Raw genomic sequence first — 19,753 nt, forward strand, 5'->3', positions numbered from 1 at the left:
TTTGCTAGTTTGGATAGAACACAAGAATAGCGGAAGTGGGAGAGGATTTGGTGTATTCGAAATCCTCCAGATCTTGCACGGATAAGCTTTGAACAGTGAAGTAAGTCTGTTTTTTATAGCGAATATTAAAATCATTGCTACTACCAGTATCGATAGTTGAGAAACTAAGTTCATTTAGAGTAAACTCTTCTTTTGAGAGTTTCGCGAGATTTTCTTTTGTTGCCATTAAATAGATTTTGCCAGAGAAAGGCGATTCAAGAGAGAAGTCTCCTTTGGATGCCGCGATTTCGACAATTTGCTGAAAGTTCTCAATCTTAGCCAGACTTTCGTTTGTTTTTAGAGCTTTTTCTGTTTCGATGGAAGCTGCTGTTAGCTCGTTTTGCATTTCTTTATTAACTTCTGAAGTGACAGAGTGACAAGCATTTAAGCAAGGTATCATCATGCAGAGTACAATGAGGGAAATATACTTTTTCATCATGGGCTCCTTTATATAATTTCATCGTTTTCAGCTTGTAAAAGTACACCTTTTTCCAATACCATTTTTGCTAGTAATGCAATAATAATCAGTACACCATTTATGAAGTAATCACTGAGTGAAAAATCGTATAAATCACTTACATTCTTTAAGTCTAGGTAAGATAGGAAAAAAGCACTTGCAAATTGTATGCTAGTCCATGCGATCAGAGTTCCTAAAATTATCTTTGTATAGACTACATTTTCAGTTGAGAAAATAATTCCTTTCTGAAAGTTGATAATCAATTTTTTGAGTATGGTAGCTAGGTAGATGAAGCAGGCTACCAATAGGATACTTATGATTAGAATAATAACAATGATAGGCAAGGGGACAGTTAGTTGTAGACTATTTTGAATAGGTTTCCCACCTATAAGTAGAATAAGAAGTGCCAAAATTATCAGTCCTGTTAAGGCAATCAATCCATAACGAATAAACGTTAGCAACTGTATGACGATGTTGAAAAATATCTTTTTGTTCATGCTATTTCCCCTCACTCACATATTCCAAAATATCCCCTGGTTGGCAGTCTAGGATTCGGCAGATGCTCATCAGGGTATTGAAACGAATGCCTTTTGCCTTGCCTGTCTTGAGAATGGATAGGTTGGCTTCGGTAATGCCGACTTGCTCCGCCAAGTCCTTGGAAGTCATTTGTCGGTCTTTGAGGACCTTGTCTAAGTTTACGCGAATCATTTCCATATCAGATAAACTCGCTGTTCTCGGTTTCAAGTTGTTGCCCCTTTTGTACTAAGGTCCAGACAAAATAAGTCAGGAAGATAAAGAGAGCATTGAGGATAAAATCTGACCAACGCAGATTGAGGAAGTTGTTTGGTCCAGCAGCATTTATCAGGACGAACAAGCTGGTTAGGCAAAATTGACCAGCAGTTAAGACCAGCAAACTGATGAAGAGTTTCTGATAAAGGGCAAGGCTAGCTGAAGCGAAGTAATCTTCTTCCAGAAGAAATTTACATAACTTTTGAAGCAAGTGGGCAATGTGACTGAGAGCCGCTAAGACAATTAAGATTAATCCACTTGTTAAAAGGATGAGCCAGACACCAATCTGGTCAATGGGTTTGTTAAAGGTGTATTCCCAAGAACGTGTTACAAAAGAATCCCCGCTAAAACCTGCCAATGTAGAGAAGGCATAGAGAGCAATCAAAAAATAGAAGAAATAGCGAACACATGCAGCAACCAATCCTGCTGTTTTGAGTAGATTCGTTTTCATAGCAAACCTCCGATTATTATTGTTTTATGATAATATTATCTTCAAAATTATTATAAAACAATAATTTTTGGAATGCAAGCGTTTTTTTAAAAAAATAATAAGAAAACCGCCAAGTAGCTGGCGGTTTGATGTTATTTAAAATACAAGAGTCTCAACCCATTCAAAATCACCAAAATCGTTGATCCTTCGTGACCAACCACACCGAGCGGGAGGTTGATAGACTGGAAGAGGTTAGAGATGATAAGAAGGGCAATGACAGACAGGGCAAAAATGATGTTCTGCTTGATGATACCCCGCATTTTCTTAGAGAGGCGAATGGAGTAAGGAATCCGTGTCAGGTCTTCCATGAGCACGATGTCGGCAGACTCCATAGCGATATCCGTTCCGCTTCCCATGGCATAGCTGACATTGGCTTGAGCCAGGGCAGGAGCATCGTTGATACCGTCGCCCACCATACCGACAGACGTAAACTCGGTTTGCAGTTCTTGGATAACAGAAGCCTTTTCCGTTGGCAGACAGTTGGCAATCACACGGTCAATGCCGACCTGACTCGCCACGTAACGAGCCGTCTTTTCTTGGTCGCCCGTCAGGAGAATTGGCGTCACGCCCATCTCTTTCAACTGGGCAATCAGTTGCTTGCTCTCTGGCTTCAAACTATCCTCCACCATGAAGATCGCCGCCAGCACATTATTTTGGCTGACATAGACCAGGGTTTTCCCAGTGCTCTCCGCCTCATCGATCTGTGCTAGCAAGTCAGCAGACAAGGGACTCACCAAGCTATCCACCACAAAGCCCGCCTTACCGATCTTCCAGCTGTCGCCTTGATAGCTCGCCACTAAGCCTTTACCGGTCACGTCTTCTAGGCTTTGGAGGGCAATAGCAGAGCTGTCAGCCGTATAGGTCATGAGAGCTTGAGCGATTGGGTGACTTGATTGTTTTTCAACTGCCTGAACAACCTGCTTGATGAATTTTTCATCGCCAAGATAGGTTGCTCCTACAACTTCAGGTTTACCAATGGTCAGGGTACCTGTCTTGTCAAAGACGATGGCCTCTAAATTGGCGATGTTATCCGCAATGTCACCGCCCTTGATAATCATGCCCTTACGTGCCGCACGGCTGATGGCAGAAAGTGTCGCCGGTGAAGAAGAAGCCACAAGCGCACATGGAGAAGCAATGGTCAAGAGAATCATGCCACGGTAGAAGGCAGTCAACCAGTCCCAACCCAGAGCAAAATGAGCAAAGAGAATGAAGAGCGGCACCACCACCAAAACAACCTTGACGTAGGTATCTTCCATATTTTCAATGAAAGTCGCCGTTTTTGATTTGGATTCTTGGGCATTTTCAACCATTTGGACGATTTTATCGAAGAGGGCATCGCCTTTTTCAGCTGTAACTTGAACGGTCACCGTTGGTCCTTGGTTGATAGTACCGCCGATAACAGCCGCACCAGCTGCTTTTTCCGCAGGAAGCGGCTCGCCTGTAATCATGGATTCGTCAAAAATCGATTGTGGGCTGATGAGGGTTGCATCCAGTGGGACCGTATCGCCCTTGCGGACTTGCAGGAGGTCACCGATGCGAATGGCTGCGGTGTCTAAGACAGTAATATCACCATTTTCCTCGACTTTACGGGCAGTTGGAGGGGTCATGTTCATCAAAGCTGCGATGGCATTCTTGCTTTTTTCCATGGCTAATTCTTCCAAAGTAGAAGAAAGGGAGAAGATGAAGATGAGTAGAGCCCCTTCCATCCAGTAGCCGATAATTCCAGAACCGATAGCAGCTAAAATCATCAAGACATCAACTGACAGATGTTTGTCGAAAATGAGCTCGGCAAGCCCCTCTTTAGCAGACTGGTAGCCCCCGATAACAAAGGCTGAAATGAAGAGGATGGGTGCCCATCCCTGTCCAGTCTGTAGCAGGAGAATTCCTACTAGTATAAATACTAGGCAGAGAGCGGTTGTGATGATGTGGCTGTGTTGTTTAAGGTTGGTTACGAGTGTCATAGTTTGTTGTTTCCTTATTTAGAATTATTATCATTTAACTAAGTTAATTATAACAATTATAAAAAGAAAGTCAAGTTATTTATAATAATTCTAAATAAGATTATTCTGATAATTCAAAGGAAAAATAAAAAAGCGACAGAAAGCCGCTTTGATATTCGTCTTTTAGCCCTGGCAATCAGGACAAATGCCGTAGATGGATAGTACCTCTTTTGTAATTTTGTAACCAGTTTGGGTATGAGCTTCCTTCTTCAAGCTCGGGATTTCTACATCCATGAAATCAGTGATTTTTCCACAGACTTCACAAATAACATTGAGGTGCTCGTGCCCCATAAAGTCGTAATAAGTTGTATTATCATTGGTCCGTTTCAATTCAGTCACAAACCCTTCTTCCAATAGAAGTTTGAGGTTGTTGTAAACAGTCGCCAGGCTCATGTTGGGGTAGTTAGGTAGTAGATCTTGATAAATCATCTCAGCACTAGGATGGTCATCGCTTTCGATAATATAGGCAACGACTGCTTTTCTAGTTTCGGTAATGCGTACACCCTTTTCTTTTAGATGTTGGATGACGTGTTCAAAAGCAGTTTGGTTTTCTGCATTGAGGTGAGAATGGAGTTCCATAGTTTCCTCCTTTCGTTATTATTTTATAAAAATTCTAAGATACAATATTCAGTTTCATTATAGTGTATTTGGGAGGTTGTGTCAATTTTGAGACAGGAAATCTGTCATAGGACAGTTTGGTGTCTCGTGACTTGTTTACATACTTTTCCTGTGCTACAATCAAAACATGACAAGATATAAGGCAATTATTTCCTACGATGGACATGATTTTTCTGGTTTTCAGCGCCAGCCCCATGCTCGTACGGTTCAGGAAGAAATCGAAAAAACGTTAGTAAGATTGAATAGTGGCCGGCCAGTGACCGTTCATGGTGCAGGTCGGACAGATGCAGGAGTACATGCCTACGGTCAGGTTATACACTTTGACTTGGCTGGCAGTCGAGATACTGAGAAGCTCCGCTTTGCCCTGGATACCCAGACCCCTGAAGATATTGATGTGGTCCAGGTGGAGCAAGTGGCGGGTGATTTTCATTGCCGCTATGCCAAGCACAGCAAGACCTATGAATTTCTGGTGGACATTGGCCGGCCAAAGAATCCCATGATGCGGCACTATGCGACTTTCTATCCCTATGATTTGGACTTGGGCTTGATAGAAGAAGCCATTCAGGATCTGGTGGGGACTCATGATTTCACAGGCTTTACAGCATCGGGGACTTCAGTCGAGGACAAGGTGCGGACCATCACGGCGGCGACAATGGAGTATGACCAGCGACGCCAGTTCTTGATTTTTACCTTTTCAGGCAATGGCTTTTTGTACAAGCAGGTGCGGAATATGGTCGGTACCCTCTTGAAAATTGGTAATGGTCGCATGCCTGTGGGGCAGATTAAGCGGATTTTGGCAGAAAAAGATCGTGGTTTGGCAGGTCCGACTGCGGCAGGAAATGGGCTCTATCTAAAGGAGATTATCTATGAAGACTAAGTATATTTTGGCGCTTTCGGGCAATGATATTTTCAGCGGTGGCGGCCTCCATGCAGACCTGACCACCTACACAGTCCATGGACTGCATGGTTTTGTGGCGGTGACCTGCTTGACGGCTATGACGGAAAAAGGGTTCGAGGTCATTCCGACAGATGGAGCGGTGTTTGCCCAGCAACTGGCTAGTTTGAAGGATGTGCCCTTTTCAGCCATCAAGATTGGCTTGCTTCCGACGGTGGAAATAGCAGAGCAGGCCTTGGAATTTATCAAGGCCCATCAGGATATTCCAGTGGTTTTGGATCCGGTCTTGGTCTGCAAGGAAACGCATGATACCGAGGTCAGCCAGCTGAGGGATGAACTCTTGAAATTCCTTCCCTATGTCAGCATCATCACGCCAAATCTGGCAGAAGCTCAGCTATTGCTCCAAAAAGACATCCAAACGGTGGAAGAGATGGAGCAGGCTGCGGTGGCGCTTTATAATTTGGGTGCCAAGTCGGTGGTCATCAAGGGGGGCAATCGCTTGGGAGGTTCACAGGCTGTCGATGTTTACTATGACGGGAAGGAAGTGGTGGTGCTCAAGTCTCCCCTACTTTCAGAAAACAATGTGGGGGCAGGCTGTACCTTTGCGTCCAGCATTGCCAGTCAGCTCTTGCTAGGTCAGAACTCTTTGGAGGCAGTCAAATTATCCAAGGACTTTGTCCATGCAGCCATCTTAAAATCAGATCAATACGGGGTAATTCAGTATGAGAAATAAAAAGACGCAAGAACTTGTATTGCTGGCCATTCTAACGGCTTTGACCTTGGTTCTAGCATTTATCCATGTACCAACTCCAAATGGCTTTACATCTTTGCTGGATGTTGGAGTTTTCTTTACTGCCTTTTACTTGGGCAAGAAAGAAGGAGCCATTGTCGGCGGACTGTCAGGGCTTCTGATTGATTTCTTGTTGGGTTATCCCCAGTGGGCTTTCTTTAGCTTGCTTTTCCACGGTGCTCAGGGTTATTTTGCAGGATGGACGGGTAAGAAACGTTTTCTGGGCATCATTTTCGCCAGTCTTTCCATGATTGGTGGCTATTTTGTGGCATCTAGTTTCATGTATAATGTAGCTGACGCTGTTACAAGTCTGATGAGCAATACCCTGCAAAACACAGTTGGTTTGGTACTAGGTTATATCTTGGCTCAGGCAATAGAAAGAATTGGTGCAGTAAATCATGTCATTAAAGGAAATTAAAGACCAAACTAAGCAAGTTGTCGAAGAGATTTTAGAACTCAGCAATCTTCAAAAGGGTCAGATTTTTGTACTGGGTTTGTCTTCTAGTGAGGTCATTGGAGGGCATATTGGCAAAAATTCCAGTCTGGAGGTTGGCGAAGCCGTTGTCGAAACCATTCTGGATATTTTGACTCCCAAGGGCATTTACCTAGCTGTCCAAGGTTGTGAGCACCTCAATCGTGCCTTGGTAGTGGAGCGGGAATTGGCTATCCAGAAAGATTTGGAAATAGTCAATGTCCTCCCCACCCTTCATGCAGGAGGCTCTGGACAGTTGGCTGCCTTCAAGTATATGAAGGATCCAGTCGAAGTGGAGTTTATTACGGCTCAGGCGGGTGTGGACATCGGTGATACGGCGATTGGTATGCATATCAAGCACGTCCAAGTGCCAATTAGACCAAGCTTGCGTGAGATCGGCCAGGCCCATGTCACCGCCCTTGCCAGCCGTCCAAAATTGATCGGTGGTGCTCGTGCGGCCTATCAGGAAGATCAGATACGGAAAAATTAGTCACAGCCAGAAGGTTGTGATTTTTTTTGAACAAAGTAGTTGACAAATACAAAACTTTAAAATATAATACGTTTAAACATTTCAATACGAGGTGGAAAATGAGTCAAAAAACAATGCAGTATTTGCGGAAGGCTATTCCAGCTTTTACCATGTTACAAGATGAGAGTCGGCAAGATATGTTGATGCTCTTGTTTGATAAGGGAGAGATGACGGTTAATCAGTTGACAGACCATATGTCACTTTCTCGTCCAACAGTCTCGCATCATCTGAAATTGCTCTACTCAGCAGATCTTGTCACCTATCGAAAAGATGGGAAGGAACGCTATTACAGTGTGTGCTTAGAAGAGGCACTGGTTATCTTGAATGACCTGGTGCGGTCTATAGAGGAGGATTTAAAGTAAGACTTTATACTCTTCGAAAATCAAAATTATCCGTTGTTAACTTGCTTTGATGAACTCCAGTTCTATCTTCAGCTTCGTTTCCTAGGCTAATTTTGATTTTCATTGAGTATTAAATTTTCTTATCTCCCATATGTCGAAAGGTTTAAAAATATAGAAACGAAAAAGAGGATAAAAAAATGACCTATACAACACAAACAACTTGGAAAGAAATTATGAAAACTTTACCAGCTGATTATCAGTTTACAGCTTCTTACCAACCTAAGGAAGAATGGTGGAACTACAAAGGTCACCGCTTGCACTTGGATACTTTTAGGAATCCAGCTGCACCAGCTAAAATCATTGCCTTTCATGGTGTGGGGACAAACGGCCGACAAATTTCTATGATTCTCGGTGGTCCACAATCAAAAAATGGCTATGAAACCATTATGATTGATATGCCAACTTATGGCGTTTCCCAAGTTCGTGATCGTAAGAGTGTCACGTATGATGACTGGGTAGAGATTGGAGCGGCCTTGATTGACAGAGAGTTGGCACGAGATGACCGTCCGATTTTCTTGTATGGCTTGAGTGCTGGCGGAATGGAAACCTATCACGTTGCTGCCCGCAATCCAAAGGTAAAAGGGATTATTGGCATGACCTTCTTGGATCAAAAAGCTCAAATTGTCCGAGATCAAACGACCAGCCATATTCTCATGGGGCGAATTGGTGTTCCTATGTTGACACTTGGAAAAGCTTTGGGCTTGGGTCGTCTTCAGCTACCTATGTGGTTTGCTTCCAAAATGTCAGCTCTTGTCAATGACAAGGACTTGCTCAAAGTCTTTATGAAAGATAAGACATCTGCTGGCAATCTTGCTTCTATCAATTTCTTGCAATCGTACATGAACTACGTTCCAGAGATTGCTCCTAAGGATTTCGCAGTTTCTCCTATTTTACTAACGCAACCAGATGCGGATAAATGGACACCGTATGAGTTGAGTCGTCCTGTCTTGGATCAAATTTCAAAAGTACCAGTGGAGGTTGTTCAGTTGCCAAACGGTGGACACTATCCCGTGGAACACAAAGCCCTTCGCGTGATGAATGATAGTAACAATCGCTTTATCAAACGGAATTTATAAAATCTATCACAGCCAATCGGTTGTGATTTTTTTGAACAAAATCCTTGCCAAGTAGATTTCTTTATGTCAAACTTGTTCTCGAGGTTGATACAAGTTCAAAAGGAGGATTTCCATGGATACCAAATTTTCAGTAGCTCTGCATATTTTGACCATGATTAGCGAGAGTAGTGATGTCATGACGTCGCAGGTCTTGGCAACCAGCGTCGGTACCAATGCCAGTTATATCCGCAAGGTCATCGCTCTCTTGAAGAATGCAGGCATCATCCAGTCCCAGCAGGGCAAGGCTGGCTATGAGTTGAGCAAGGATCCGGCGGACATCAGTCTCCTGGACATCTACTATGCCACCCAGGAAGTCACGCATATCCAGCTCTTTCAACAGCACCAACACGCCAATCAATCCTGCCCAGTTGGTCGGCACATTGCAGGAGCTGTCCAGCCAATCTTTGCGACCATTGAGCAGGATTTGCAGGATAGATTATCCCAAGAAAGCTTGGTCCAGGTCATTGCTAACTTGTATCAAGAGGCCAAAAAATCCAACTGACTTTCACAAGTCAGTTTCTATTTAGCACAACTTAGACTTGTATCAGATACAAGTCTTAAAATAAAAGGAGTAAACCATGAAAGCAGCACAACACACATCTTATAACAAAAACAATATCGTACTTAACCTAACTGACATTGCTAAACCTCAAATCAAACCCAATCAAGTCCTTGTCAAAGTGACCGCAGCAGGTGTCAATCCTCTAGACAACATGATTTCTCGTGGAGATGTCAAGATGATTGTCCCTTACAAATTACCACAAACAGCGGGCAATGAGGTCGTTGGCTTGGTTGAGGAGGTCGGCTCAAGTGTGACCAAGTTTGAGGCTGGGGACCGTGTCTTTGGTCGTCTTCCTCTCGACAACATCGGTGCCTTTGCAGAGTATGTGGCGGTTGAGGCTACAGCTCTTGCCAAAGTTCCTGCCTATCTGACAGATGTGGAAGCGGCAGCTGTTCCTCTGACGGCCTTGACTATTATGCAAGCTCTTAATCTCATGGGTGCAGAGGCCGGTAAGACTATTTTCATCTCAGGTGGTACTGGTGGTGTCGGTGGTATGGCCATTCCGATTGCCAAAGCTAAAGGTTTGACCGTTATTACCAACGGAGATGGTGCTAGTGGTGAGCGTGTCTTGGCTTTAGGTGCAGATCGCTTTATTGACTATAAAACAGAAGATTACACTAAAACAGTTAAAAATGTTGACTATGTACTGGACACGCTTGGCGGTGCAGAAACTGAGAAACAAATGTCTATCATGAAAAAAGGTGGTCACCTAGTTTCCCTCCGTGCCATGCCAAACGGTGAGTTTGCCAAACGCATGAACCTGCCAAAATGGAAACAAATCCTGCTTGGCTTGGTTGGTCGCAAGTTTGATAAAATGGCGGAAAGCTACGGAGTACACTACCATTTCATCTTCGTAGAAAGCAATGGGCAACAGCTGCAAGAAGTGGCAGATATTTTCAGCAAGCTAGAAATCAAACCGTCTATCGACACCGTTTATCCATTTGAAGAAGTCAACGCAGCCTTGGACAAGGTAGCCAACGGTCGCTCACGTGGAAAAACTGTCCTCAGTTTTGAAAAATAGGAGAAGTCATGTCTTATATCGATACCAAAAACCAATACATTACTGTCGCTGGCAATCAAATTGCCTACCGTGAACTAGGCAAGGGCAAGTCTAAACTGCCCTTGGTCATGTTGGTCCATTTGGCCGCAACCTTGGACAACTGGGATCCAAAATTGCTAGACTTACTAGCTGAAAAAGAACATGTCATTGTCCTTGATTTGCCTGGTGTCGGAGCCAGTCAAGGCAAGGTAGCTTCCACTATTCCAGGAATGGCAGAGCAGGCTCATGCTATTATCAAGGCCTTGGGGCATACGAAAATTAACCTGCTCGGTCTTTCTATGGGTGGTTTTATTGCCCAAGAAATCGTTCGTATCGATAGCCAAATGGTTAACCGCTTGATTCTAGCAGGAACAGGTCCTCGTGGCGGTATTGAAGTCGATAAGGTAACAGGAAAAACCTTTCGCTATATGCTGAAGGCAGGTCTGGAGCGTGTGGATCCTAAACGCTACATCTTCTACAACCACGATGAAACAGGCCGACTGGAAGCTGAAAAAGTTTTGGGTCGTATGGGAGAAAGAAAAGCCGAGTATGCAGACAAGGACATGAATGTCTCTGGATTTTTTACACAGCTGAAGGCAATCAAACGCTGGGGTAGAGATCCTCAAGACGATATGACCTTTATCACGCAACCAACGCTGATCGTCAACGGTGACAAGGACATGCAAGTACCGACTGAGAACTCTTATATTATGCATGAGAAAATTAAAAACAGCCAACTGATCATCTATCCAAATGCGGGTCACGGATCTATCTTCCAAAATGCAGAAGAGTTTTCAAATGAGTTAATCGCATTTTTGGAGGAAACAAATGTCTAAAACCATTTTAATCACAGGCTCAACGGATGGAATTGGCAAACACTTGGCCATGAAACTAGCTAGCGAAGGCCATGAAGTCATCCTGCATGGGCGAAATAGTGAAAAGCTACGTGTAGCCCTCAGTGATATTCAGCTAAAAACAGGGAATAAAAACATTCATGGCTATCTAGCTGACTTTTCAAAGCTAGCAGATGTTTATCGTTTTAGTGAGGAGATTCGCAGAGATTTTGACAAGATTGATGTCTTGTTCAACAATGCGGGAGCCTATTTTGGTGACGCCCGTGTGGCAACGGCAGAAAATATCGAGATGACTTTTATGCTGTCTGTCCAAGTTCCCTATGTCTTGACGACAGAGTTGATGCCCTTGTTGGAACAAGCAGAGGCAGGTAGGGTCGTCCATACCTCTTCCTTTATGCACCATTTTGCCCAAAGCAAGGGCTTGGATTTTGGCTTAGAGAAGAGCTATTCCGCAGCCATGGCCTATAACAATGCTAAACTCTACACCATTTGGTTGGCGATTGCCCAGGCAGAATTCTTAGAAAAGCAAGGGTCATCGGTTACGGTCAATGCCTATCATCCAGGTTTGATTGCGACCAATTTGGGCAATGATGGTGTCAAGCGTAATCTCAGAAGTCGGATTTTAACAGGCTTAATGAAGCCGTTTTCTAAGGACTTAGACCAAGGGATTGAAACGGGTTACTACCTCACCCTTTCTCCTGAAGTTGCCACTGTATCAGGACGCTATTTTTCAGAAAAGAAGGTAGCTAAGGTTAGTCTGAAAGGTTATGATAGAGATAAAGGACAGGCACTTTTGAATTATTGTCGGGAAAAGCTCGCCCTTTTTGAGGAGAAATGAGATGACTAAGACTATTTTAATCACAGGTTCGACAGATGGAATTGGTAGACATTTAGCTCTGACCTTGGCAAGAGATGGGCACGAGGTTATTCTCCATGGTCGTAACAAAGAAAAACTGCAAGAAACCTTGATGAGCCTTCAGCAGGAAACTGGTAGCAACCTCCTACATGCTTATCGGGCTGATTTTTCTAACATAGAGGAGGTCAAACAGTTTAACAAAGCTATACAACGGGACTTTAAAAAGTTAGATGTTCTCATCAATAATGCTGGAATATTTTCAGGCTCTGAACGGCAGGCCAATAAGGAAAATGTCGAACTGACTTTTATGGTGTCCGTCTTGGCTCCCTATATGATTATAAAGGACTTACAGACTTTGTTAGCAAGATCGGAAGCAGGTCGTATCATCAACACTTCTTCCTATATGCACCACTTTGCTGACACGACAGACTTAGACTTTGGTTTTGAGCGGAGCTATAGTCCTAAACTAGCTTACAATAATTCCAAACTCTATATCATTTGGCTGACGCGTTATTTTGCAGAACAGTTTGCTGACCAAGAGCTACCAATCACGGTTAATGCCTACCACCCAGGTTTAATTGCTACAAAGATGGTGACGGGAGGCAAACCAATCATAACCAAACAAGCTAACACTAGTCAGTCATCAGAGGATAAGAATCAGCCTAAAAGTGTGGAAGAAGGTATCAAAACAGGCTATTATTTAGCTATATCAGCTGAAGTTGCTGACCAGTCTGGCCTTTATTTTGATGATTGTCAGGTCAAACCAGTTGCCGAAAAGAACTTTTCACAAGTCAGCTTGCAAAAGCTACTGACCTATTGTGAAGACAAACTGTCAGTTTCTAAGGAGGCAAATCATGGATAAACTCCTGTTGGAACCTCTCCAACTGCCAAATGGTCAAGTCTTAGAGAGCCGCTTTTTCAAATCAGCTATGAGTGAAACCATGGCTGACAAGCAACAAGCTCCCTCGGATGGCTTGATTGCTCTATATGATTACTGGGCCAAGCAGGGTATGGGCGTCCTAGTGACAGGTAATGTCATGGTGGACGGTCGCTATCTGGGAGAACCGGGCAATGTGGTCCTTGATTCAGACGCTCATTTGAATCAATTTCGGAAGTGGGCAGCCGTTGGACAACAAAACGGTGTCCCTATCTGGCTTCAGCTCAATCACCCTGGAAAACAGATGTATCGTTCTATCAACCAAACGCCTATTGCCCCCAGTGCTATTTCGATTTCAGGTGGTTCAGCGTCTGCTTTTCGTCCGCCTAGAGAGATGACCGTTTTTGAGATTAAGGAAGCCAGGGATAAATTTATTGCGGCAGGTGTTCGTGCAAAAGCCGCTGGATTTACAGGGGTGCAGTTGCACGCTGCTCATGGTTATCTAATCAATCAATTCCTCTCGCCAGCTGATAATCGGCGGACAGACCTTTATGGAGGAAGTCTGGACAATCGGATGCGGTTTCTTGTTGAAGTTTACCAAGGGCTTCGTGAAAAAGTGGGACCTGATTTTACCATTGCCTTGAAATTGAATGCCTCTGATTTTAAAGAAGAGGGCTTTGGATTCGAGGATTGTAAATATGTGGTAAAACGCATGTCTGACCTGAGCATTGACCTGATTGAAATTTCAGGTGGAAATTATGAAACTCCGGTCTTTGGTGGTGAATATGAGAGTGGAGCTGGCTTTGTCACCTATGCAGTAGCCTTAGCAGACCTTACTTCAGTTCCGATTGTGTCAACAGGCGGTTTTCGTAAGGTCACTCAAATGGAAGAGGTAATTGAAGAAGGGGTGTCGATGATTGGTCTTGCCAGACCCTTTGTTTTACGACCAAATCTTGTTAGTGACTACAGAGAAGACAGTGATTTTCAGCTGTCAACACCACGTCTAACAACAGGTCTTCCAAAACTTGATAAGGCACTTGGTCCTATTATAGGTGTTAGTTATTACGAAGCACAGATGAAACGGTTAGCCAAGGGGAGAAGTGCTAAAATTAGTAAAAATGCCTGGCCTTACCTTCTTCAGACAGTCAGAGTCCATGGCTTGTCTGCTTTGAAACCGAGAAGGAAGTGATTTATAACTCTTGGTCATACAAGGCCTGCAACGTCCCCAAAATAACCCCAGCTTGTTCTTGAAAGAGCTGATTGAGTTGGGTCGGATTTTCTGGCATACCGCGTGAGATCCACTCATTGATCCAGCCGAAAATGGCATAGGCAAAAAAGGATTTGCCGTAGGCGACATCATTAGGCAGGTCAGCTGTTAATTCAATCTTTTCCTTTATAGTATCCACGATGACCTGAGTTAGCTGGTAGCGGTAGAGGATGCTGTAAAATGCCTTGTGTTCCAGAAAATGCTGGAAGAGGCTTTGAAAGACCCTATCAGGTGTTGACTGCGGGTTGGCTTCAAACGCTCGTCCCCATTCTTGCATGAGGCGGCGGGATTGCTGGGAGAGAATATCTTCTAGCGAAGAATAGTAACGATAAAAGGAGGCTCGTCCGATTTGAGCTTTCAAGCAAACCTCCTTGACTGTCAGGTTGTGGAGGTCTTTTTCTTGTAAGAGTTGGATAAGGGTCTGGCTCAGCTGGTTTTCTACATAGTGTTCTTTCATGAGACATATTCTGCTTTCAGTCTTATTTGTTGTGAGACACTTGTCTCAAATCTTTTTTGATTGTATAATACTCCTAGTTTTTTCACAAGTCTGATGTAAAAAAGAAAGGAATTGTGTATGAAGAAGATGCAAACCTATCTTTTGTGGTTGCTTGGAATTGTAGCAGGCTTAGGTCTGATTGCTTATGTGACAGTTACCAATCATCCACAGTTAGTAGTAGGTGCTATTCAAAAGATGATTTACAAGTCCAGTTCGCCCAACTCCTATCGTCCTCTTAATGAAGCTATTGACGGTCCGAAAGAAAATGGTCACTATCTGAAAAGTGAGATTGCTTACAGCAAGGAATATCCCAATAGCTTTTTAGATATTATCTATCCAGACCAAAATCTAGAAGCTGATCGTCCAACGCTGTTTTATTTTCATGGCGGTGGATTCTTTGCAGGTAGTAAAAATATGGGCGACCCGCTGGCAGCCAGTGAAGCGACTTATTTGCTTGATGATATGGTTTCAAAGGGCTATAATCTTGTAAATGTGGACTACGCTTTGGTGCCAGACTATCATTTTCCAACGCCTCTCATTCAGATGAATCAGGCGATTGCTTATATAAAGGAACACGCTGCAGAATATCATTTGAATATGGACAATGTCGTTCTAATGGGCTCATCAGCGGGAGCTATTATGGTTGCCCAATATGGCAGTGTCTTAGCTAACCCGAACTACGCTCAGCTATTGAACATGGAGCCAAGTATCGCCAAAGAACAGGTCAAGGCTTAGTTATTGATGATGCCCCTTTGGATTATCCTAAGCTTTCTTTGGGTGCCAAGATGTTGGTGGGCAACTACGTGGCGGGGACTATTTATCTCAGCGAAGAAGAAATCAATGCCTATAACCCGATTCTCCATGTGACCAAGGATTATCCAGCAAGTTTCCTTTTGGGCAGTGAATACCGTACCGACCTAATCACGCTTCAACAGGCTTTGAAACAGGCGGATGTTGTTCATGAGTTGGTCGATCCCTTAGCAGAAAAAGGACTGGAAAAACCGCATGGCTTTGTATCGAATTTAAGAAACGACCCTGTGTCTGCAGAAGCCTTTGACCGTATGATGACCTTTTTAGAAGATCGAACAAAAGAATGAAAACAAAAACCTTACACGACTTGCCGCCAAAATGGCGTAATGTGATTATTGGCTTACGAATAGCAGCGGTAATTTTACCCCTGTTATTCTTACTCTATTTTTGGCTGACCTTGGGGTCTTTGATACAGGTAATGGTGGGATAAGATGAAGTTTAGAGAACTACCTAGAAAATGGAAAATCCAGTTTAGCCTCTTGTCCCTCTGGACAGTGCTTAGTCTGCTCTTGCTGGTCGGCTTTACTGTTTTCTTGCAGTCTTATCGTGCAAGCAATCAAGCCCACCGAGCAGTCTTGGTGAAGCCTGACAGTCAGTTGATAGGAGAGCGATTGGTGATTAAGCGACCTGGAAAAGAGCCTGTTCGTGTCAACCTTTACCGTCCAAGTGAGGCTGGTCAAACTCCGCTTCCCTTGGTGGTCAATGTCCACGGTGGCGGTTTTGTCGGAGGAGATGCGGATGTCCTGGATACCCAAAGTCAGCGACTGGCGGATCAATGGCAGGCGGTCATTGTAACGGTCAATTATACCAAGGCGGACGTCCAGCCCATTTCCTACGGAGCAGAGGAAATCAAGGATACGGTCTTGTATTTCGCCAAGGAAAAGGCTGCTTATGAAGTGGATCTGACTCAATTTTCCATTATCGGCTACTCCGCAGGTGCCAACTATGCAGCCCTTGCCAGCGAATTATTGGCTAAGCAACAGTTTGACTTGGCAGGTTTGATTATGGCATATCCGTGGACGACGGGACTTTCTGTGTCAAATCAAGTGGAAGGTTTCCCGCCAACGCTTTTTATCTTGGCAGGTCAGGACCCTATCTCCCAAAAGGCCAAGCCTTTTATAGAAGAAATGAAAGAAGCAGGTCGCACGGTCACTGTCATCGACTATCCAGAAGCCGTCCACAGTTTCATCGAGTCCAATAACCCCGAAGGTTTGACAGGGGCGACGACGGATATGTCCCAAGTGGTCAATGAAGAGCAGGAAAACTTGGCAAGACAGGCAGAAGCAGCAATCGGTGACTGGTTAGACAGTCTAAAATGAAAGGAAATCAAATGAACACCAAGAATTTTTACTGGGTACGAGAGCCAGAAAACTACCAGATCTCAGATAAGGAAATCAGAATCACAACCCAAGCTCACACGGACTTGTGGCAGAAGACCTATTACCATTTTGTCAATGACAATGCTCCCCTGCTCTTGATGGATACGGCGGAAGAGTATTTCTCCTTTACGGTTAAGACAGATTTTTCCAATAGTCATACCCGCTTTGACCAGTGTGGTGTCGTGGTTTATCAGGACTCGGAAAACTGGATTAAGGGCTCAATTGAGTATGAAAATGAGGAGTTTCAGCACTTGGGCAGTGTCGTGACCAATCACGGCTTTTCAGACTGGGCAACTCAGGAAATACCAGCTTCTGTCAAGTCTATCTATTACCGTTTGAGCCGACGGGGCAGTGATTTCTGCATTGAAAACTCCAAAGACGGTGTCCATTTTGAGCAGATGCGGATCTGCCATCTGCATGAAGGTAATGGTAAAATCCATTTTGGAATCTATGCCTGCTCGCCAGAGGATTCTTCTTTTGAAGCGGTCTTTTCCGAAATGAGTTTAACTGACTGCAAGTGGCTGGCCCACGACGGACAACAACCAGATTAGAAGATTAGCTTCCAGCTCTGCCATTTCCCGAAAGTCCATTATAAAATCGTTGAAATCCTTGTCATTTGTGGTATAATGAAGAGTATGCAATAAAATTTTAAGGAGAATGACAGAATGTCTGTATCATTTGAAGCAAAAGAAACAAACCGCGGCGTTTTGACTTTCACAATCGGTCAAGATGCAATCAAACCAGAATTGGACCGCGTTTTCAACAAAGTTAAGAAAGATATCAATCTTCCAGGTTTCCGTAAAGGTCACTTGCCACGTGCCGTTTTCAACCAAAAATTCGGTGAAGAAGCACTTTACCAAGATGTAGTAAATGCCCTTTTACCAGCAGCTTATGAAGCAGCAGTTGCTGAAGCTGGTCTTGAAGTCGTTGCACAACCAAAAATCGACGTTGTATCTATGGAAAAAGGTCAAGACTGGACAATCACTGCTGAAGTTGTGACAAAACCTGAAGTAAAATTGGGTGACTACAAAAACTTGGCAGTTTCAGTAGAAGCAACTAAAGAAGTATCTGACGAAGAAGTAGATGCAAAAATCGAACGCGAACGCAACAACTTGGCTGAATTGGTTATCAAAGAAGGCCCAGCAGCTGAAGGCGACACAGTTGTTATCGACTTTGTAGGTTCAATCGACGGCGTTGAATTTGACGGCGGTAAAGGTGAGAACTTCTCACTTGGACTTGGTTCAGGTCAATTCATCCCAGGTTTTGAAGCACAATTGGTAGGCCACGCAGCTGGTGAAGAAGTAAACGTTGAAGTGACTTTCCCAGAAGACTATCAAGCAGCTGACCTTGCTGGTAAACCAGCCCTCTTCGTGACAAAAATCCACGAAGTAAAAGCAAAAGAAGTTCCAGCTTTGGATGATGAATTGGCAAAAGACATCGACGAAGAAGTAGAAACACTTGATGAGTTGAAAGCTAAGTACCGTAAAGAATTGGAAGCAGCAAAAGAAGTTGCCTTTGACGATGCAGTTGAATCAGCAGCTCTTGAATTGGCTGTAGAAAACGCTGAAATCGTTGAATTGCCAGAAGAAATGATTCACGAAGAAGTTCACCGTGCAATCAATGAATTCTTGGGTGGTATGCAACAACAAGGTATCTCACCGGATATGTACTTCCAAATCACTGGTACAACTCGTGAGGACCTTCATAAACAATACGAAGCAGATGCTGAAAAACGTACGAAGACAAACTTGGTTGTTGAAGCGGTAGCGAAAGCAGAAGGCTTTGAAGCAACTGAAGAAGAAATCAACAAAGAAATCGAAGACTTGGCAGCAACTTACAACATGGAAGTAGAACAAGTTCGCACTCTTCTTTCACCAGACATGCTCAAACACGACATCGCTGTGAAGAAAGCTGTTGAAGTGATCACAAGCACTGCAACTGTAAAATAAGAATGCAAATTGGAAAACTCGACACAATCGGGTTTTCTTTTTTTAGAAAAAAATAATATAATCTCTAAAAAGTACTTGACCAGTTAATTATTTTGTGATATAAACTTAACTAGTTAATAATTTTAAAGGAGGAACTATGAAAAAGAAATTGTTTAGCTTTCTCTGTCTGAGTTTGATCTGTTTGTTGGCCGCTTGCCAACTTCAGCCCAAGTCGGAAGAGAAGGAGGGGTTGACTATTATCACTAGTTTTTACCCAATTTATTCACTGGTTAAGGAAGTGTCTGGGAGCAAAAATGATGTTCGAATGATTGGCTCAAGACAGGGCATACACTCGTATGAACCATCGGCTGCGGACATAAAGGCCATATACGATGCAGATGTTTTTATCTATCATTCGCGAATTTTGGAATCCTGGGCAGGACGTTTGGAACCTAATTTGCAAGGTTCATCTGTCAAGGTTTTGGAGGCTTCGACTAATTTACCGCTGACAAAGGTTCCAGGCTTAGAAGACATGGAAGCTGGTCAAGGGATTGATGAAGCTAGTTTATATGACCCCCACACATGGCTGGATCCAGTTTTGGTTGGTCAGGAAGCTGTTGCGATCGGTGAACTTTTAGCAGAAAGTGATCCTAAGAATGCGGATTATTATCGTCAAAATGCCGCAACCTTGGAGGAAAAGGCGCAAAAGTTGGCAGACAAGTATAGCCCAATCTTTTCAAAAGCCACATCAAAAACATTTGTCACTCAACACACAGCCTTCTCTTACACTGCGCAACGCTTCGGGTTGAAGCAGTTGGGAATCGCAGGAGTTTCAGAGGAGGAACCAAGCCCTAGACAGTTGGCAGAAATTAAAGAATTTGTTGACACCTACAATGTGCAAACAATTTTTACAGAAAAAGGTGCCTCGGATAAGCTTGCCAAGGCATTGGCGAGTTCGACAGGTGTGGACTTAAAAGTGTTGGATCCTCTTGAAGCAGATCCAGAAAATAATTTAACCTATCTAGAAAATCTAGAGCAAGTCTTAGAAACATTAGCTCAAGAGTTAAAATAAAATGCCGAATTCTATCGA

The 19,753-nt window shown here is 43.6% G+C and carries 25 protein-coding genes; 18 read left to right on the plus strand and 7 right to left on the minus strand.

Going from position 1 to position 19,753, the window contains the following annotated elements; all coding sequences use genetic code 11:
- Window positions 1-4 precede the first annotated feature (4 nt).
- The 6 genes from SST62_RS0108730 to SST62_RS0108755 form a co-directional block, all read right to left on the minus strand.
- Complete coding sequence (locus SST62_RS0108730; RefSeq protein ID WP_029187038.1) at window positions 5-475, minus strand: hypothetical protein; 471 nt, start codon at window positions 473-475, stop codon at window positions 5-7.
- 11 nt (window positions 476-486) lie between these two features.
- On the minus strand, window positions 487-993 hold the full coding sequence (locus tag SST62_RS0108735) for a DUF2975 domain-containing protein (protein ID WP_029187039.1): 507 nt from the start codon (window positions 991-993) through the stop codon (window positions 487-489).
- 1 nt (window position 994) lies between these two features.
- Window positions 995-1,210: a helix-turn-helix domain-containing protein gene (locus SST62_RS0108740; RefSeq protein ID WP_015646430.1), complete on the minus strand. Its 216-nt coding sequence runs from the start codon at window positions 1,208-1,210 to the stop codon at window positions 995-997.
- Window position 1,211: 1 nt separating this feature from the next.
- Window positions 1,212-1,736 (minus strand): hypothetical protein, encoded by a 525-nt coding sequence (locus SST62_RS0108745; protein WP_029187040.1) that lies wholly within the window; start codon window positions 1,734-1,736, stop codon window positions 1,212-1,214.
- Window positions 1,737-1,867: 131 nt separating this feature from the next.
- Window positions 1,868-3,736: a heavy metal translocating P-type ATPase gene (locus SST62_RS0108750; RefSeq protein ID WP_029187041.1), complete on the minus strand. Its 1,869-nt coding sequence runs from the start codon at window positions 3,734-3,736 to the stop codon at window positions 1,868-1,870.
- A gap of 162 nt (window positions 3,737-3,898) precedes the next feature.
- Window positions 3,899-4,354: a Fur family transcriptional regulator gene (locus SST62_RS0108755; protein ID WP_014636557.1), complete on the minus strand. Its 456-nt coding sequence runs from the start codon at window positions 4,352-4,354 to the stop codon at window positions 3,899-3,901.
- A 166-nt stretch (window positions 4,355-4,520) separates the two neighbouring features.
- Here SST62_RS0108755 and truA point away from each other — a divergent pair, with 166 nt between their 5' ends.
- The 12 genes from truA (at window position 4,521) to SST62_RS0108815 (ending at window position 13,972) form a co-directional block, all read left to right on the plus strand.
- Window positions 4,521-5,270: a tRNA pseudouridine(38-40) synthase TruA gene (gene truA, locus SST62_RS0108760; protein WP_029187042.1), complete on the plus strand. Its 750-nt coding sequence runs from the start codon at window positions 4,521-4,523 to the stop codon at window positions 5,268-5,270.
- The gene (locus SST62_RS0108765; RefSeq protein WP_029187043.1) at window positions 5,260-6,021 is read left to right on the plus strand and encodes a bifunctional hydroxymethylpyrimidine kinase/phosphomethylpyrimidine kinase; all 762 of its coding nucleotides are present in this window, start codon (window positions 5,260-5,262) and stop codon (window positions 6,019-6,021) included. Before truA ends, SST62_RS0108765 begins: the two co-directional genes overlap by 11 nt.
- On the plus strand, window positions 6,011-6,496 hold the full coding sequence (locus tag SST62_RS0108770) for an ECF transporter S component (protein WP_029187044.1): 486 nt from the start codon (window positions 6,011-6,013) through the stop codon (window positions 6,494-6,496). Before SST62_RS0108765 ends, SST62_RS0108770 begins: the two co-directional genes overlap by 11 nt.
- Window positions 6,477-7,040, plus strand: a complete 564-nt coding sequence (locus SST62_RS0108775; RefSeq protein ID WP_029171966.1) for a TIGR01440 family protein — start codon at window positions 6,477-6,479, stop codon at window positions 7,038-7,040. Before SST62_RS0108770 ends, SST62_RS0108775 begins: the two co-directional genes overlap by 20 nt.
- 98 nt (window positions 7,041-7,138) lie before the next feature.
- On the plus strand, window positions 7,139-7,441 hold the full coding sequence (locus tag SST62_RS0108780; protein ID WP_029187045.1) for an ArsR/SmtB family transcription factor: 303 nt from the start codon (window positions 7,139-7,141) through the stop codon (window positions 7,439-7,441).
- A gap of 176 nt (window positions 7,442-7,617) precedes the next feature.
- Window positions 7,618-8,556, plus strand: coding sequence for an alpha/beta fold hydrolase (locus SST62_RS0108785; protein ID WP_029187046.1), 939 nt, complete (start codon window positions 7,618-7,620; stop codon window positions 8,554-8,556).
- Window positions 8,557-8,668: 112 nt separating this feature from the next.
- The gene (locus SST62_RS0108790; RefSeq protein WP_029187047.1) at window positions 8,669-9,097 is read left to right on the plus strand and encodes an Rrf2 family transcriptional regulator; all 429 of its coding nucleotides are present in this window, start codon (window positions 8,669-8,671) and stop codon (window positions 9,095-9,097) included.
- A gap of 76 nt (window positions 9,098-9,173) precedes the next feature.
- Window positions 9,174-10,178 (plus strand): NADP-dependent oxidoreductase, encoded by a 1,005-nt coding sequence (locus SST62_RS0108795; protein ID WP_029187048.1) that lies wholly within the window; start codon window positions 9,174-9,176, stop codon window positions 10,176-10,178.
- Between the two features lie 8 nt (window positions 10,179-10,186).
- The gene (locus tag SST62_RS0108800; protein ID WP_029187049.1) at window positions 10,187-11,032 is read left to right on the plus strand and encodes an alpha/beta fold hydrolase; all 846 of its coding nucleotides are present in this window, start codon (window positions 10,187-10,189) and stop codon (window positions 11,030-11,032) included.
- Window positions 11,025-11,888: an SDR family NAD(P)-dependent oxidoreductase gene (locus SST62_RS0108805; protein ID WP_029942721.1), complete on the plus strand. Its 864-nt coding sequence runs from the start codon at window positions 11,025-11,027 to the stop codon at window positions 11,886-11,888. Before SST62_RS0108800 ends, SST62_RS0108805 begins: the two co-directional genes overlap by 8 nt.
- A gap of 1 nt (window position 11,889) precedes the next feature.
- A complete protein-coding gene (locus tag SST62_RS0108810; RefSeq protein ID WP_029187050.1) occupies window positions 11,890-12,768 on the plus strand; it encodes an SDR family NAD(P)-dependent oxidoreductase in 879 nt (292 codons plus the stop codon).
- The gene (locus tag SST62_RS0108815) at window positions 12,761-13,972 is read left to right on the plus strand and encodes an NADH:flavin oxidoreductase/NADH oxidase family protein (RefSeq protein WP_029187051.1); all 1,212 of its coding nucleotides are present in this window, start codon (window positions 12,761-12,763) and stop codon (window positions 13,970-13,972) included. Before SST62_RS0108810 ends, SST62_RS0108815 begins: the two co-directional genes overlap by 8 nt.
- A gap of 1 nt (window position 13,973) precedes the next feature.
- On the opposite strand, the gene SST62_RS0108820 is transcribed toward SST62_RS0108815, so the two are convergent.
- A complete protein-coding gene (locus SST62_RS0108820; RefSeq protein WP_029187052.1) occupies window positions 13,974-14,507 on the minus strand; it encodes a TetR/AcrR family transcriptional regulator in 534 nt (177 codons plus the stop codon).
- A gap of 117 nt (window positions 14,508-14,624) precedes the next feature.
- Here SST62_RS0108820 and SST62_RS1000000112930 point away from each other — a divergent pair, with 117 nt between their 5' ends.
- From SST62_RS1000000112930 to SST62_RS0108845, 6 genes are all read left to right on the plus strand, one after another.
- Complete coding sequence (locus SST62_RS1000000112930) at window positions 14,625-15,281, plus strand: alpha/beta hydrolase (protein ID WP_228376858.1); 657 nt, start codon at window positions 14,625-14,627, stop codon at window positions 15,279-15,281.
- Window positions 15,282-15,298: 17 nt separating this feature from the next.
- The gene (locus SST62_RS1000000112935) at window positions 15,299-15,643 is read left to right on the plus strand and encodes a hypothetical protein (protein ID WP_228376859.1); all 345 of its coding nucleotides are present in this window, start codon (window positions 15,299-15,301) and stop codon (window positions 15,641-15,643) included.
- Between the two features lie 144 nt (window positions 15,644-15,787).
- On the plus strand, window positions 15,788-16,675 hold the full coding sequence (locus SST62_RS0108830) for an alpha/beta hydrolase (RefSeq protein WP_029187053.1): 888 nt from the start codon (window positions 15,788-15,790) through the stop codon (window positions 16,673-16,675).
- An 11-nt stretch (window positions 16,676-16,686) separates the two neighbouring features.
- The gene (locus SST62_RS0108835; RefSeq protein WP_029187054.1) at window positions 16,687-17,286 is read left to right on the plus strand and encodes a DUF1349 domain-containing protein; all 600 of its coding nucleotides are present in this window, start codon (window positions 16,687-16,689) and stop codon (window positions 17,284-17,286) included.
- 114 nt (window positions 17,287-17,400) lie between these two features.
- A complete protein-coding gene (gene tig, locus SST62_RS0108840; protein ID WP_029187055.1) occupies window positions 17,401-18,684 on the plus strand; it encodes a trigger factor in 1,284 nt (427 codons plus the stop codon).
- A 136-nt stretch (window positions 18,685-18,820) separates the two neighbouring features.
- Complete coding sequence (locus SST62_RS0108845; protein WP_029187056.1) at window positions 18,821-19,735, plus strand: metal ABC transporter solute-binding protein, Zn/Mn family; 915 nt, start codon at window positions 18,821-18,823, stop codon at window positions 19,733-19,735.
- The last annotated feature ends 18 nt before the right edge of the window (window positions 19,736-19,753 follow it).

The organism is Streptococcus suis YS56, from assembly GCF_000440115.1.
GTDB lineage: Bacteria > Bacillota > Bacilli > Lactobacillales > Streptococcaceae > Streptococcus > Streptococcus suis_L.

Excerpts from the sequence above, each read along its gene's own strand:
- SST62_RS0108730 (WP_029187038.1), bottom strand. The coding sequence starts at position 475 with ATGAAAAAGTATATTTCCCTCATTGTACTCTGCATGATGATACCTTGC.
- SST62_RS0108735 (WP_029187039.1), bottom strand. The coding sequence starts at position 993 with ATGAACAAAAAGATATTTTTCAACATCGTCATACAGTTGCTAACGTTT.
- SST62_RS0108740 (WP_015646430.1), bottom strand. The coding sequence starts at position 1,210 with ATGGAAATGATTCGCGTAAACTTAGACAAGGTCCTCAAAGACCGACAA.
- SST62_RS0108745 (WP_029187040.1), bottom strand. The coding sequence starts at position 1,736 with ATGAAAACGAATCTACTCAAAACAGCAGGATTGGTTGCTGCATGTGTT.
- SST62_RS0108750 (WP_029187041.1), bottom strand. The coding sequence starts at position 3,736 with ATGACACTCGTAACCAACCTTAAACAACACAGCCACATCATCACAACC.
- SST62_RS0108755 (WP_014636557.1), bottom strand. The coding sequence starts at position 4,354 with ATGGAACTCCATTCTCACCTCAATGCAGAAAACCAAACTGCTTTTGAA.
- truA (WP_029187042.1), top strand. The coding sequence starts at position 4,521 with ATGACAAGATATAAGGCAATTATTTCCTACGATGGACATGATTTTTCT.
- SST62_RS0108765 (WP_029187043.1), top strand. The coding sequence starts at position 5,260 with ATGAAGACTAAGTATATTTTGGCGCTTTCGGGCAATGATATTTTCAGC.
- SST62_RS0108770 (WP_029187044.1), top strand. The coding sequence starts at position 6,011 with ATGAGAAATAAAAAGACGCAAGAACTTGTATTGCTGGCCATTCTAACG.
- SST62_RS0108775 (WP_029171966.1), top strand. The coding sequence starts at position 6,477 with ATGTCATTAAAGGAAATTAAAGACCAAACTAAGCAAGTTGTCGAAGAG.
- SST62_RS0108780 (WP_029187045.1), top strand. The coding sequence starts at position 7,139 with ATGAGTCAAAAAACAATGCAGTATTTGCGGAAGGCTATTCCAGCTTTT.
- SST62_RS0108785 (WP_029187046.1), top strand. The coding sequence starts at position 7,618 with ATGACCTATACAACACAAACAACTTGGAAAGAAATTATGAAAACTTTA.
- SST62_RS0108790 (WP_029187047.1), top strand. The coding sequence starts at position 8,669 with ATGGATACCAAATTTTCAGTAGCTCTGCATATTTTGACCATGATTAGC.
- SST62_RS0108795 (WP_029187048.1), top strand. The coding sequence starts at position 9,174 with ATGAAAGCAGCACAACACACATCTTATAACAAAAACAATATCGTACTT.
- SST62_RS0108800 (WP_029187049.1), top strand. The coding sequence starts at position 10,187 with ATGTCTTATATCGATACCAAAAACCAATACATTACTGTCGCTGGCAAT.
- SST62_RS0108805 (WP_029942721.1), top strand. The coding sequence starts at position 11,025 with ATGTCTAAAACCATTTTAATCACAGGCTCAACGGATGGAATTGGCAAA.
- SST62_RS0108810 (WP_029187050.1), top strand. The coding sequence starts at position 11,890 with ATGACTAAGACTATTTTAATCACAGGTTCGACAGATGGAATTGGTAGA.
- SST62_RS0108815 (WP_029187051.1), top strand. The coding sequence starts at position 12,761 with ATGGATAAACTCCTGTTGGAACCTCTCCAACTGCCAAATGGTCAAGTC.
- SST62_RS0108820 (WP_029187052.1), bottom strand. The coding sequence starts at position 14,507 with ATGAAAGAACACTATGTAGAAAACCAGCTGAGCCAGACCCTTATCCAA.
- SST62_RS1000000112930 (WP_228376858.1), top strand. The coding sequence starts at position 14,625 with ATGAAGAAGATGCAAACCTATCTTTTGTGGTTGCTTGGAATTGTAGCA.
- SST62_RS0108830 (WP_029187053.1), top strand. The coding sequence starts at position 15,788 with ATGAAGTTTAGAGAACTACCTAGAAAATGGAAAATCCAGTTTAGCCTC.
- SST62_RS0108835 (WP_029187054.1), top strand. The coding sequence starts at position 16,687 with ATGAACACCAAGAATTTTTACTGGGTACGAGAGCCAGAAAACTACCAG.
- tig (WP_029187055.1), top strand. The coding sequence starts at position 17,401 with ATGTCTGTATCATTTGAAGCAAAAGAAACAAACCGCGGCGTTTTGACT.
- SST62_RS0108845 (WP_029187056.1), top strand. The coding sequence starts at position 18,821 with ATGAAAAAGAAATTGTTTAGCTTTCTCTGTCTGAGTTTGATCTGTTTG.